This window comes from Enterococcus sp. NPDC086594 (assembly GCF_044746145.1).
Taxonomy (GTDB): domain Bacteria; phylum Bacillota; class Bacilli; order Lactobacillales; family Enterococcaceae; genus Enterococcus_D; species Enterococcus_D entomosocium.
Genome location: NZ_JBIVBP010000017.1, coordinates 1 through 13,706, shown reverse-complemented (window position 1 = coordinate 13,706; position 13,706 = coordinate 1). Strand labels below are relative to the sequence as shown.

Annotated in this window: 16 protein-coding genes and 1 pseudogene; all 17 read left to right on the top strand. The window is 37.2% G+C overall.

Annotated features, from left to right (window positions below; genetic code table 11):
- Nucleotides 1-143 precede the first annotated feature (143 nt).
- Entirely contained in the window at nt 144-584 is a 441-nt protein-coding gene (locus tag ACIPK1_RS16050) for a JAB domain-containing protein (protein WP_016621817.1), read from the top strand.
- Nucleotides 585-647: 63 nt separating this feature from the next.
- On the top strand, nt 648-1,103 hold the full coding sequence (locus ACIPK1_RS16045) for a Cas9 inhibitor AcrIIA9 family protein (protein WP_016621818.1): 456 nt from the start codon (nt 648-650) through the stop codon (nt 1,101-1,103).
- Nucleotides 1,100-2,440: a PcfJ domain-containing protein gene (locus ACIPK1_RS16040; protein WP_016621819.1), complete on the top strand. Its 1,341-nt coding sequence runs from the start codon at nt 1,100-1,102 to the stop codon at nt 2,438-2,440. The genes ACIPK1_RS16045 and ACIPK1_RS16040 overlap by 4 nt, the downstream gene beginning before the upstream one ends.
- Before the next feature lie 159 nt (nt 2,441-2,599).
- Nucleotides 2,600-2,782: a hypothetical protein gene (locus ACIPK1_RS16035; RefSeq protein WP_016621820.1), complete on the top strand. Its 183-nt coding sequence runs from the start codon at nt 2,600-2,602 to the stop codon at nt 2,780-2,782.
- Entirely contained in the window at nt 2,766-3,011 is a 246-nt protein-coding gene (locus ACIPK1_RS16030; protein ID WP_016621821.1) for a hypothetical protein, read from the top strand. The genes ACIPK1_RS16035 and ACIPK1_RS16030 overlap by 17 nt, the downstream gene beginning before the upstream one ends.
- A 123-nt stretch (nt 3,012-3,134) precedes the next feature.
- Nucleotides 3,135-3,383 carry a hypothetical protein gene (locus tag ACIPK1_RS16025; protein ID WP_016621822.1) on the top strand — a complete coding sequence of 83 codons (249 nt, stop codon included), beginning with the start codon at nt 3,135-3,137 and terminating at the stop codon, nt 3,381-3,383.
- Between the two features lie 304 nt (nt 3,384-3,687).
- On the top strand, nt 3,688-3,903 hold the full coding sequence (relB, locus tag ACIPK1_RS16020; protein ID WP_023520736.1) for a type II toxin-antitoxin system RelB family antitoxin: 216 nt from the start codon (nt 3,688-3,690) through the stop codon (nt 3,901-3,903).
- Complete coding sequence (locus tag ACIPK1_RS16015) at nt 3,900-4,169, top strand: type II toxin-antitoxin system RelE/ParE family toxin (protein WP_066025970.1); 270 nt, start codon at nt 3,900-3,902, stop codon at nt 4,167-4,169. Before relB ends, ACIPK1_RS16015 begins: the two co-directional genes overlap by 4 nt.
- Before the next feature lie 386 nt (nt 4,170-4,555).
- The gene (locus ACIPK1_RS16010; RefSeq protein ID WP_016621811.1) at nt 4,556-4,882 is read left to right on the top strand and encodes an LPXTG cell wall anchor domain-containing protein; all 327 of its coding nucleotides are present in this window, start codon (nt 4,556-4,558) and stop codon (nt 4,880-4,882) included.
- A 20-nt stretch (nt 4,883-4,902) separates the two neighbouring features.
- Nucleotides 4,903-5,766, top strand: coding sequence for a WxL domain-containing protein (locus ACIPK1_RS16005; RefSeq protein ID WP_400451312.1), 864 nt, complete (start codon nt 4,903-4,905; stop codon nt 5,764-5,766).
- A gap of 78 nt (nt 5,767-5,844) precedes the next feature.
- Complete coding sequence (locus ACIPK1_RS16000; protein WP_052533219.1) at nt 5,845-6,900, top strand: DUF916 and DUF3324 domain-containing protein; 1,056 nt, start codon at nt 5,845-5,847, stop codon at nt 6,898-6,900.
- Between the two features lie 13 nt (nt 6,901-6,913).
- Nucleotides 6,914-9,067, top strand: a complete 2,154-nt coding sequence (locus ACIPK1_RS15995; protein ID WP_230322018.1) for a WxL domain-containing protein — start codon at nt 6,914-6,916, stop codon at nt 9,065-9,067.
- Nucleotides 9,068-9,273: 206 nt separating this feature from the next.
- On the top strand, nt 9,274-9,612 hold the full coding sequence (locus tag ACIPK1_RS15990) for a DUF7006 family protein (protein WP_016621806.1): 339 nt from the start codon (nt 9,274-9,276) through the stop codon (nt 9,610-9,612).
- Nucleotides 9,613-10,427: 815 nt separating this feature from the next.
- Nucleotides 10,428-11,078: a WxL domain-containing protein gene (locus tag ACIPK1_RS15985; RefSeq protein WP_016621813.1), complete on the top strand. Its 651-nt coding sequence runs from the start codon at nt 10,428-10,430 to the stop codon at nt 11,076-11,078.
- Nucleotides 11,079-11,191: 113 nt separating this feature from the next.
- Nucleotides 11,192-12,211, top strand: a complete 1,020-nt coding sequence (locus tag ACIPK1_RS15980; RefSeq protein ID WP_016621814.1) for a DUF916 and DUF3324 domain-containing protein — start codon at nt 11,192-11,194, stop codon at nt 12,209-12,211.
- A gap of 23 nt (nt 12,212-12,234) precedes the next feature.
- Nucleotides 12,235-12,564 (top strand): hypothetical protein, encoded by a 330-nt coding sequence (locus tag ACIPK1_RS15975; protein WP_016621815.1) that lies wholly within the window; start codon nt 12,235-12,237, stop codon nt 12,562-12,564.
- Nucleotides 12,564-13,706 (top strand): annotated as a pseudogene (locus ACIPK1_RS15970) (hypothetical protein); the annotation flags it as partial. The gene ACIPK1_RS15975 and the pseudogene ACIPK1_RS15970, both read left to right, overlap by 1 nt.

Here is a 13,706-nt window from a genome sequence, read left to right as displayed (position 1 = left end):
AGATCAAACAACGAGAAAGGAGGAGTATAAACAAATGCCCAGTGACATTTCTTCAAATCAAATTTTTCCGCCTCCCACAAATCGCTTAACTCAAATGGATTTGTAAAGACCAAAACAAAAAAAGAAAGAAAAGAGTGAATGATATGGAAACAGTTTATGAAATCGTCAAAGTGAAACAAGAAATTTGTGCAATGGAAAAGTTTGTTCCGCTAAATACAACCTCAAGTTATACGATTGCGACATGGCTTCAGAATGAAATCGGATTGGACACACAAGAAAACCTCGTTCTGCTTTGCTTAGATGTGAGAAACAACTTGACTAGCTATTCAGTGGTTCATCGAGGAACCATCAATCAAACGTTTGTCGAACCAAAAAATTTATTTCAACGAGCGTTATTGTCAAACGCTTCTCGCATTTTGATTGCACACAATCACCCAAGTGGGAACCCAAAACCAAGTCTTGCAGATAACCAAGTGACCGAACGGTTGGTACGAGCAGGAAAGCTGATGAGCATTGAATTATTAGACCACATCATCGTTGGCAGTGATGATTACTACTCGTATCGAGAAGAAGGCAAGTTATGATTCCGAGTGTGCTTTTCTAGCAGTTAGAAAAGCACACAAATCTTAAAATGTGGAGGGAAAACGATGAATCGAATCAAACGTGTAGCACTTGAAAAATTAACAAACGAACTGACTGAAAAAACGTCACCTAGCGAGAAATTGATTTTTGAATGGTTAGGTAAGCAGAAGGATATTGCGTTGTATCAAGGAATTTTAACTCCTGAAAAATCACTTAAAAAGGCGTATCAATATGCTTACTCACAAGCGACACAATTTCAAGTCGGCGGGTGTGCCATTATCGATGATGAATTAGTTTACTTATGGATAGCGCACTACTTTAAACAACCAGTTACCGTAGTTACCAACGATTTTTCCAAAGAAATGATTCAAAAGAGCAAGACAAAGCAAGAGGAGCCTAAGAAACCGCAGAATATCAATCAGGTGAAATCGAAGAAAAAAGAAACGAAGGAAACCAACAGCAAAAAGAACAAGCCAAAAATGATGGAAGGAGAGCAATTAAGTTTGCTAGATATGTTATGAGAAAGATGAAAACTGCCAATGACTACGCCAAAAACTGCTTGAAACCACCAAAGGCATTCTTTGAATGGTGTTATTACAATATGCCCACTTATAAGTGGGCAAACAAACAGCAGACGATCATTGCTTCTGAACGCAAGCATTACTTTACCGAAGAAAAACGGCTCACGAAGAACTCACGACTAACCTTCTTTGACCGTAGAGACCATTTTCAAATTATCTTATCTACTAGTAGGCGAATCGAGATTCAAACCTATGAAGTTCGTTCCTTACTTGAAAAAGGCAAGCAACACTTTCGAGTGACATTAGTGAATTTAGAACACTTTAGCAATGATAAACATATCAAAGTCGGTGCCGTTTCAGATACAACCTATGACTTTCGTTTGGTACAACTTGGCAATATGCTTTCCATGTATGCACAACGTCCAACCCTCTACCCAAATAATTGGAATGACCGTTTGTTCACTGTTTCAGAGTTGCGGTATCTGACAATCGATTCCATTTATGGTGATGAAATTGCCTTTATCTACAAGTACCGACAGAGAATCGAATATGCACAACGAATCAATGCGCCAGCGTTAGCCAAGCAAATTTTAGAAATGAAGTTAGATATGCGGTCAATCACGATGAACTGGTTGAAGCGAAACAAAGTATTTTTCAGAAATAGCAATCGGACTTACAAATCCTATCAAGTAAAGCAAGCAATAGAATCAATGGGAACCAAGTATATTTCAGGTGTTGAAGTATTTATGGATGCAGATGATATAAACAAGATACCCGAAGGAGTTAAGCCAATCACATTCCAGAATTACCTCATGAAACAAAAGCGAACCATTGGCTTTTATCAGGATTATCTCGATATATTAAATGAATTAGGGATACCAATCACGCCAATGAAACGGCTGCCTAAAGACCTAAAAATGGCACATGACAAAGCTGTAGCCACATTAAATGCGATGAAGCGTGAGATTGTAAGAAAGGAATTTGAAAAACGAGCAATTGAAGAAGCTTTTCTAGAAATGACCATAAAAGATGTGCAATTTATCTTGCCAAAAGAAGCAAATGACTTGATAGAAGAAGGAAAAAGTTTGAAGCATTGCGTGGGGGGAAGCACTTATATCAATCAACATGCGGATGGGAGAACGACCATTGTGTTCGCTCGAAAGACCGCTGAGCCTGACAAACCGTATTACACAATAGAATATCGTGGTTCTAGACTTATTCAAGTAAGTGGTTGGGATAACAAGAAACCAGATGAACAACTAAGAAAAGTAGTTAATCAATGGTTACACATTGTCAATGAACGAGCCAAGACAAAGGAGAAGAAGCATGTTGCCTAGCCATTCAAGACACAAAAAAAGCTTATCTTAATTAAGAGTTAAGATAAGCAGGTAACGATTTAGCATTGTATTTGCGCCTTTATTATAGCAAAAAATAAAGGTGCAAACAACGTCTATCTGTATGGTAGACTAAAATAAAAAGACAAGGGAGCGATACCAATGGTCAAAATTCAAGAAGAAAACGGTCAATTCGTGGTTTATGTGAGAGGAGCGATTGCTGCTAGCTTTCTAACCAAAACCGAAGCGGAAGCCTTTGCGGTGAAACAAACCCAATACCCCACACAAGAAGAAACGTTGATCACTGATAATCAGGAGGACGTGCCTAATGGAATCAGAGATTAACTATTTGACGGTGAATCAGGTGCTAGATGTCCTGATTGATAAAGGAACGTTGTCGAAGGATGTTGCAGATACGTTACGTGTCCCGCTTTGGCAAAAAGAAGGACCACTGGATAATCATGGTCCAACAGATGTCTTTAAAGAGCTGGTACGCAGTGCCGGTTATTATTTACGGTACACCTATTCAGATGACCGAGAATGTAATTTGTACTGGTTGATAGAAAGAGAGTAGGCGCTAATACTTCACATAAAACAGAAACAATGAAGCGGTTTACTCAGCATACGTTGAAGGGATACGCTTTACAGAAAAAGAACAGCTAAGTGTTTATGATTTCAATGAAAGGAGCGGTTGATTTTGTCACAAGAAAGAAAATGTTTTGGCGGTCAGTGGAAAATACCGATAACGCCTTATAATCGTCGCTTGTATTGGCCACCAAGTTGGATTGAATGTGATTGTGGGGAATTAGCAAAACAAGTAAGAGAAAAGAAGGGAGACCATTTTTATCCGAATGGTCGCTATTTATGCAACACATGTCATCGAGAATACGAAAAGGTAGACGGCTATGACCGATTTGATTTAGTAAATAATGAAAAGAAAATCTGAGGTGAATTCTCTTGGCTATAAGTGATTTAAAAAGAATTTACTTCTACAATGACCATGCGATTATTGTTGATAAATCAGTAAAAGAGTATTGTTGTGTATCAGACCGATTGGGGATTTTGAAAGTAAAAGATATGATTGGTTTCTTCATATGCCATGAGAATTTAACAGAAAAGGAAAATCAGCTGAAGAAACAAAAGTACAAAAAAGTAGATTCGATGATCGATCGATATGCTAAATTATAAATGATTGACTTTTGCATTACATTGTAATACAATGGTTATATAGATAACAAGGAGGGATTACAATGAGCGTTACAACGATAAGATTGAATGAACAAGAAGAGGCATTTTTTCAAAGCTATGCTGAGCTAACTGGTCAACCTTTATCAACTTTAATGAAACAAGCATTAACTGAAAAAATTGAAGATTATCTGGACTTGCAAGCGGGATCTGAAGCTCTAAAAAATCTATCTGGTGAATCTGTCTCTCTTAAAGACATGATGAAGGCTGAAGGTTTATGAAGTATCACGTTGAATTTGATAAACGCGCACAAAAAGAATTTTTGAAGTTAGATAAACCCATTCGAAAGCAGATTCTGCTTTGGTTGAATAAGAATATCGACGGTTGTGAAAATCCGAGATGGACTGGAAAAGGTCTTACGGCTGATAAAAGCGGCTTGTGGCGATATCGAATAGGAAAATATAGATTAATATGTGATATTCGTGATGATTATGCTTTGGTTCTAGTTATAAAAGCTGGCAAGCGAGAAACGATTTATGAAGGCTAGTTACTCAGTGATATAAAGGGGTCAGAAACTTTAAGTTTTTGATCCTTTTTCTATAGTAAACAATTTTAAAAAAAACTATAATGATAAAATTTATCAACATGTGAATTAGTTAGTTATTTTTAGTTATTTCATCTGTCTATGAAAATAATGATTTCAAATCGATTTAAATTCCATGTAAGCTTAGTCATGTAAGAAAGAAGTATGCATACGAACTTACAGAAGAAGTGCCAAAAACCTTCGTTTTTTAGAATAAACATTTGTTATGTATTCTCTAAAATAGAAAACCTATTCTAACAACTTTTCCAAGACATTCGATGGTATCGGATGTCTTTTTTTATTGTTCTCTTAAAAATGAAGAATTTTGAGACAAAAATAGGAGGAGGGACATGGTAAAGAAAAGAAAAGGCTGGCTGATCGTCGCTTTACTGCTCACCTTTTTACCATTCACGTTGGTCACAGCGACAGAAGTCCAGCAGGTTGAAACAACAGGCACTATTGGCTTTACCGGGTTCTACGAACCCATCGGCACACCTGATCCACCCCCGCCTGGCAGTGAGGGGGAACTGCCCATCACAGATATTGCCAAACCAGGCGGCTCATTACCACAAACAAATGTGGTCAGTCAGACTTGGCTCATTTGGTTAGGAATTAGCGTCATCAGTCTTGTTTTTCTTCTATGGCAGAAAAATAAGAACCAAAAAAAACTTAATTAAAAGAAAGCAGGAATTATCACATGAAATTACTACGTTTAGCAACAATTGTCGCATTATCAACTACCGTTTTTGCCGGAGGTTCAACTGCCGTTTTTGCCGATGAAGTCCGAGACGTAACTACCGAAGGTCAAGTACAGTTCCGCGCATTTGATCCTGATGAAGACGGTGACGGAGAAGATTCTGAAGTAATTAATCCAGATCCAGATGGACCAGATGTAGAGATTAATCCGGACATTCCTGGAACAACTGGTCCTTTATCGATTATAAAAGTTGCTACAATGAACTTCGGTACTCAAGTAATCTCAAACCAAGATCAAACCTATAGTATGGTGGCAGAAATGCAGCAGTTAACTGGAACAGAAGGTGAAGATAACAAAGTCCCTTATGTCAGCTTTGCTCAAGTACAAGATGTCCGCGGGACCAATGCCGGTTGGGACCTACAGGTCAGTCTTTCTAACTTTACATCAAATACACAAAATAATGTGTTGACCGGTGCAGAAATCGAATTTGTTGGTTCTCGTATTCAATATGAAGGAAACAATGTAGCGAACGCCCCTTCGGCGCATGCGGCTGGTTTGACACTTTCACCAACAACTGGCGCACGATCCGTCATGACTGCTTCAAGAGGTCAAGGTGCTGGTTCTTCATCTGTTGTATGGGGAAACCGAGCAGAGTTGAATACACAATTTGAGGATGAAGAGATTGAAACGGTACTGAACAATGCAATCCAATTATCTATTCCTGGATCAACGGCAAAAGATGCGACGACCTATACTGCAACTTTAAGTTGGGAATTGACATCAACACCGGATGAAGATGGGCCGGAAGAAGAAACACCGGATGAAGATGGGCCGGAAGAAGAAACACCTGAAGTAGACGCGTAAGATACTCAACCGAATTTAATGGGAACTATTGACAGCGTTACAACTATTGTAGCGCTGTTTCTTCTAAGAAAGGATATCATGATGAAATACCGAAAATACAACCACCGAAAAACCATAATGGGGCTGCTTTCGATCCTAATACTGTTTTTATTCTTGTTTCCACGCATGGGATATGCGAATGAGGGGACACTTACATTTCACGTCACCCCTGAATTTCCTGAAAGTCAAATAGAAGGAACGAATAGCTATTTTAATTTAACTCTAGGACCAGGGGAAACAGAAGAATTAACATTGACGCTACAAAATGCCAGTAACGAACCGATCAAAGTACAAGTTACACCTCATACAGCGTATACCAATGTTCATGGTGTTGTCGAGTATGGAAAAGATGCACAAACAGCTGATTCGACTTTGACACATTCTTTAAATGAACTGATTGAGCCGTCTGAGGAGATTGAACTTTCTGGAAACGAAACAAAGTCAATTGTCATACCCATACATATGCCAAAAGAAGCCTTCGAAGGTTTTTTAGTGGGTGGATTACGTATCGCTGAAGTCAAAGAAGAGCAAGACGAAACGCCGAGTGATGAAGAGGGTGTGGCGATCAAAAACGAATTTGCCTATGTGGTAGGGGTTGTCGTTAGTAATTCTCGAGATTCTGTCCAACCAGATCTGGAACTATTGGATGTGTTCGCAGATCAATTGAACTATCGTAATGTGATCAGTGCGACGATTCAAAATTTTACACCGACATTTGTCAATCGATTGGCAGTGGAAGCAACCGTTCAACGAGTAGGAGAGAACGACGTTCTCTATGAAGCCAGTGAAGAAATGATGCAGATGGCCCCAAATTCTAACTTTGATTTCCCCATCTCATTAGAAGGGGATCGTTTTCAAAGTGGTGAGTATGTACTGAACCTAAGAGCTACTTCTGGTGAAGAAGAGTGGATCTGGGAGCAGACATTTACTATTGAAGCAGATGAAGCTAGATCCTTGAATCGAGCGGATGTGACCATTGATTCAAGCATGAATTGGTGGATGATCGGCGCTATTGGTTTGGTTGGCATTTTATTAGGAGTTATCGTCTATCTTGTTATTCAGAAAAAAGAAAATCCGAGTAAGGTGAAAAAATAGTAGGAGGCTTATGATGCAGGTTAAAATTCGAAATTTACCAGTGCTATTTGCAGTAATCATTTTACTGACTCATTTGTTCTTAGTACCATTGAGAATTGTTTATGCACAAACGCATATTGAACTCACGGAACTACAAGATATAGAAAAGGAAATAGATGATGAGTTTGATTTTAGCTTTAGTGAAAATTATTGGAATGATGAATCCAATAATGAAGAAAGTTTAGATTTTGAAAATCAAGAGTCAGAAGACGCTATAGAAGATACGATTGAAGAATCTGACAGTAAACTTGATAGCACACGAACAACATGGTATGTGAGAGGTTGGGATGAATTTCTGGTGTCCTATAATGATCCTAGTGTTACCAGAATTGTTTTGTTAACTGATATTTTTGGAAGTACCACACCACCAATTCGTACTACAGACCTTGTCATTGATGGTAACGGGTTTACCATTGATTTGCAAAATCAAACGTTTCGTGTTGGGGGTGAAAATACTACATTGACAGTTCAAAACACAACTATTCTATCGCAAGCCACGTCAGCATTTACAACTACAGATAGGGTTCATTCATCAAACATACAATTCGTATTTAGCGATATAGCATTTGGGGGAAGTGGCCGTTTTGTTAGCTTACATTCTGGTCAATCGACATTAAGAATGACAGTAGTATTTGATGGAGGAGTAAATAGTTTTTCCGAACCTAACTCTAGCAACCAGCTATTTGTAGCTGTATCTGAAATTCATCTTAAAAATAATACTACGGTTATCAGTCAAGGACAAATATTTTCTTCTGGGTTAGCAAATAGTATTGTAGAATTAGCAGATTCACTGACAATAACAATAGACAAAGGATCAAGTTTGAACATAGAAGATGCTGCCGGATCTATGTCTGTCGCAAATCTAAATGTTTTTGGTGAATTTTTTATGTATCGAGAATCAGGTACTCTGATTGCAACATCTTCTTCTGGAAGTGAACCACTTAAAATAAATGTGGGAAGTGAAGCGAACCTTAAGTTGGAAAGAGGACGTGGGAATTCACTCTTTGGTACTTCTAGGGATGTCATAGTTTCCTTAGCAAAGGGATCAAATTTTGATCTACTTAATAGTGGTGGAGGAAGGCTTTTTCCTGCAGGAAGAAATGTTAAACTGGAAATGGAAACTGAAAACCTAGCACTATGGGATTCTGGGCTACAAAGTAGTAATGAAGCATCTATAGTATTTTCAGATATAAATTTGTCTCTATCTGGCATTAACGGATCAGTAATTGATTATACAAATAATGAACGTTTTCAAGAACTATATGGTGAAGATGGAGTGAATTACTACTCACGAATAAGTAGTATGAATGTAAAGGAAATGGATCGATATGTGACTGTATTTTATTTGAATGATATTGGCGAACTTCTTGCAGAAAAAGAAGTTATTACTGGTTTGTTGGGCGAAGAATATCAGACAACTGACAAACAATTTGATCACTTTTCGTTAATTGAACCACCACTAAATAATTCAGGCGTTTTTTCAAGGGAACTTACGGAAGTTCGCTATTTATATAATCCCACGATCGTTTCTCCTGTAGATCCAATTGACCCAGAAATAGAAATCGAACCTGAAAACAGACCAGAAATTCCTGAAAATCAAAGACTTTTCAGTATTGACTTTGTTTCGCAATTTCAGTTTGGTATAAAAGTAATATCAGTAAAAGAGCAAACATATTATGCAAAGCCGCAAAAATTAACAAATGAAGATGGCACAGTAAATGAGTCTGAAGAACGACCAAACTATGTCCAGATTAGTGACCGACGCCCTGAAAATGAGCGCAATGGTTGGCAATTAGCGGTTACTCAAAAAGAACAATTCAAGAATCAAACGAATCAAGAATTGACCGGAGCACGTATAAATCTGTCAAACCAACAATTAGTATCTGCACAAGGGGGCGAAGCACCCTCCTTACAAGTACCCAATCCGTTGGTATTGGTACCAGGAAACAAGCGAACCTTGATTCGCGCAGAAGGAACTGAGGGAACAGGTACATGGATCTATCGTTTTGGTGATGGAGAGACGGCAGGCGAAAGTGTCTCACTGGATGTACCAACAGGTGTCAATCCGGAAGCCACCAATTACTCAACGACTCTCACTTGGGAACTAAGTGCAGTTCCTGGTAATTGATAGCTGCAGGGAAAGACAAAGTGCTGGATTGACTCGAAAGCTTGTTATCACCAATGAGCAGCATTATGAGAAGGACAGAACAGTCGTTGCCCTTTCAAAGGTGCCAGAAAAAGGTGAGATCCAAGAATCGTTAGAAAGAGTAAACTTGTAATTGGCTGTACTAGAAAAAAGAACCATAAAATTTAAAAGAAGGGTGGCGTACTCCTATGATGACTGCAAAGATCTATATCGATTATTTTGAAAAGGAACTAGCAAATGAAGGAAACAAACGTGCTAGATTAAAGAAGTATATGACAAGCTTATTTGAGCGATTAGTTGAGTTAACGTCAAGTATTTCACCAGAAACATTTTGGGCAGTTTTTCCTGAGATATTGGGAATAGACGCCAAACTAACCCTTTTACTAGAGTTAATCTCATTTGATGATTTTAGCAATGATGAAATCATACGAATCGTCGAAACCGATTATCAAACCTATTTTAAAGAATTATGTGGATATGACTTAAAGCAAGAAACAAAACCATCAATAATTTTTACTGTATGTTAGCTCGTTTAGTTTTATTAATAAAAAAGAGTGTGGGGTCAGAAACTTTTGAGTTTTTGATCCTTTTTCAATTGTTTCTTTCATGGCTTATTCAGCAGTTCAATTAATTATGTTCAGCTAAGTATTCAAGTTGTGGACATTATGGAATTTCTTCGAGAGGTCAAAAACTTAAAAGTTTTTGATTTTTTTTCTATATCCAAATGTTTAAGAATAAAATATAATGATAAATTATATCATTATAGAAATTATCTAGTAATATTCTGTTATTTCATACACCTATGAAAATTATGATTTAAAATCAATGAGAATATAGTGTAAGCTAATTCATGTAAGGATAAAGTATGCATACAAACTTACATTAAAAAGTATCAAAAACCTTCGTTTTTTAGAATGAAAATTTGTTATGTATTCTCTAAAATAGAAAACCCATTTTAACAACTTTTCCAAGACATTTGATGGTATCGGATGTCTTTTTTTATTGTTCTATCAAAAACGAAGGTTTTTAAGACGGGTCAAAGGAGATAGGAATTAAAAAAACTCAAAGGATTACTTATCTCCATTATTTTTATCCAGTACGGTTATTGTCCAAAAAATTCACTTTGTCGAGACAAATCGGGCAATTGGTTTCGTCTTTTGTATGAACCCATTAGCACGCCTGATTCAGCTCCAAACGAAAGTATTGTGATACCACCAATAACCAAAGTCGTCAAATTAGGAGCAACATTATCATAAATAAATGATAATGGATTTTCTAGACTCCGTTAGTTAAGAAATGTTATAAAAAAATTCATTGAATATAAAAAAGAGGAGCAATTTAAATGGTTATGAAAAAATTAATTCCAACATCAATTTTGACATTATTAGTATTAGGAGGTGCCGCAAATTCTGCTTATGCAGCAATTTCTGCAGATGGTCAAAGTGGAGACACAAGAACAACTGTCGGATTTACCGACGACAATAACATTGTTGACCCTACGGAAGGGGAGATCGGACTAACAAGAATTCCTTCCACTTTTGATTTTGGAAGAAGCAATAAAGTTAGCACAACAGTACAATCTATTGCAGCAACAAATGCAGGAGCACAATATGTTTCAGCTACTGATTTACGTACTGCGAAAACAGCGTGGTCGATTACAGCTCAAGCAAGTGAAATGGTTAACGTATTGGATAGATCCGACAAAATTTCAAATGCCACATTGCAAATTTCTGGAGATGCAATGACTCAAAAAGATGGTAACTGGAGCGCTACAAATGATGTAGCTGTTAATACGGTAAACCTAAATTCAGGTGGGGATAGTGCAAGATTTGTATCTACTACTGCAGCGGATACTTCCTCATTGCCAGGTCAAGAAGTTGGTGCAAGGTTAAGTAATATTCAATTGAACTTAGCGGCAAATCAAGGGACTTCCGAACAGCAATATAGCGGAGCAGTTACTTGGAACTTAGAAGCTGTACCTAACCCAAGCTAAAAAGTTTAGAAGTTAATGGGAATCTTAGGTGAGTATGCAAACACCTAAGATTCTTTTAGCTTGGTGTGAAGGTGTAAAATACATAATCGAATTATTTATTTGGGGGATTAATTATGCAGATAAAAAAATTAAATAAAGGTTTATCTTCTTTACTAATTGTAATAATATGTTTGATTTTTAACCAGAAAGTAGCCCATGCGGAAGAAGCTATTGGGTTTTCTGTTAGTCCTGTTTTTTCAGAAAAACAAGTTGATTCTGATTTGGGTTATTTTTATTTGAGAACAGAACCTAATACAACACAAGAAGTAAAAGTAACTATAAAAAGTTTGCGAGAAGCGCCGACAATCATTTCTGTTCACGTAAACGATGCAGTGACGAATGATAATATCTCCGTGGAATATAGCAATGATACTCCTGAATTGGATGATAGCTTAAAGAATCCTCTGAGTGAGCTGTTGGAAGTAAAAGAAAATGAGCAAGAAATTACGGTTTCAAATTTTGAAGAAAAGACAGTCACTTTAACGTTATCTTTACCAAAAGACCCTTTTTCAGGCATTAAGTTAGGTGGAATTCGCTTTATTGAACAATCTCAAGAAGATGAATCCGAAGGATTAACAAATCGCTATGGTTATACTGTTGGAGTAATGCTAACTCAAGATAATGAACCATTTAATGAAGGAGCGGATTTACAACTAGATGGAGTAGGCGCTAAATTGAATCGAGGAATGAAAGTAGTGTACGCAACGCTTCAAAATCCAGAGCCTAAGTTATTAGGTGGATTAACGATTGACGCAAATGTTTACAAAAAAGGTGAAAACAAGCCACTACTATCTGAGAGTAAACAACAATTATCGGTAGCGCCGAATTCCTCATTCTCTTACTTTATTCCATGGGGGATAGAAGACTTAAGAGCAGGTACTTATGAACTTCGAATGACAGCGACCTCTGGAGAAAATAGTTGGGAATGGACTGAATCGTTTGATGTTGGAGCTAAAGAGGCTGACGAAATTAATGCACAAGCAATGAATCGCTTGACTTTAAGTGGGACATTAAAAATAGGGATCCTCTTTTTAGGTATTCTGACTATTGGCCTTACGTTATATCGAATGATTAGGTTGAAAAAAGAGAATTAGAATAGAAAGAGAGTCCAAAGAATATGACAAGAAGATTGTTTTATTTTCTATTGAGCATAGGATTACCTGCCTTTACCGAAAGGTGTGATTTAGAAGTTTCTGCGCAAGAATTAAAAGAACCCCCTGTTTGGTTGGACTTTATTAAACAGGAGAAACAAGAACATCCTACTTATCTATCTTCTATTGTACCTGAGCGCATTCCTAGTGATAAGCATAAACAAACTGGTCGTTTGCCACAACTAAATCAACAATCATTACACTGGGCTTTATGTAGTGGAGGATTGTTGATTTGTTTAATCGTAATTCCTTTATTGTGTAAAAAAAGAAAAGTCATACAAAGGGTGGTGGCGTAATGAAACAGGTACTATCTTTAACACTAATTCTTTTGTTAAATTTGAATACCCTTCTGTCTGCAGCTATGCCGCTAGTTTTTGCAGAGGAAAAAATTGATCAAAGTGAGTACTCAGAAGTTCTTAAAGACGGTAACAAAGAGTTTACGGAAGAAAATAATAATATTGAAGATGAAAGTACTAAAGAGAGTACAACTTCTACATCAGATGAAAAAGAAGAATGCCTAACTGAAAGTACTGCAGTTAATGAATACCCTGCTGGTATTCAGTCAAATGAAGAACAAGAGATGGCAGATATCTCCTTACCCAAGTCAGGGATAAGAGATCTAATAACTTTCTGGACACGACCAACAGGTGTTCCGGGTACTAATTTACGATTGACTGGCAATCGATTGCGTGCTAGTTCATCAACCGGAGTTTTCATAAATACTTTTGAGTCAGACGTGATCGAGTATTCTATGGATATTTATCGAATAAATAGTAACGCTGAAGTAATATCTACTGAAAATAATATTTTTAGTTTTTCTGCGATGGGGAATGAACGAAATACTGCGGCTAATACTCGCTTTAATGATACTTCACCTGATATAACACATGGGGACATACTCGAAGTATATCATCGTGAACCGCAAAGCATCTTCCTAGGCCAAACTCTTGACCATCCATTGTCGGTGAACAACAACCGTGCATATTTAGAACTAACTGATGGAGGGTATCGTTTATTACAATTTGACCGAGTCATTACAAAAAACGGAACTATAACAGCAGCAACCTCTGATGAAGAATTGGATGATCGAATTTCTGATTTTTTGGACATGTCTGGTACACCTAATGTTGAAGCAGTAGGCTTTGTTGAATATCCTGATAGATCTACTATAGGATCATCAACTGGGACAATACGTGTTCAAGAAAAGCTATCTACGGGAAGATTTGTGCAAAAAGATTATACAGTGGAATTTGAAATCAAATCCTTATTCCAATCAGATATAGGAAATCATATAACTTTCAGGGCACAATCATCAAATTTTAATGCCACTAGATTAGTGTTAAATGGAAATCGGTTGCGTGCTAGTTCACCAGGAGAGTTTATCATAAATGGTACTGATGCAGCTGTGATCGAGTATTCTATGGATATTTATCGATTA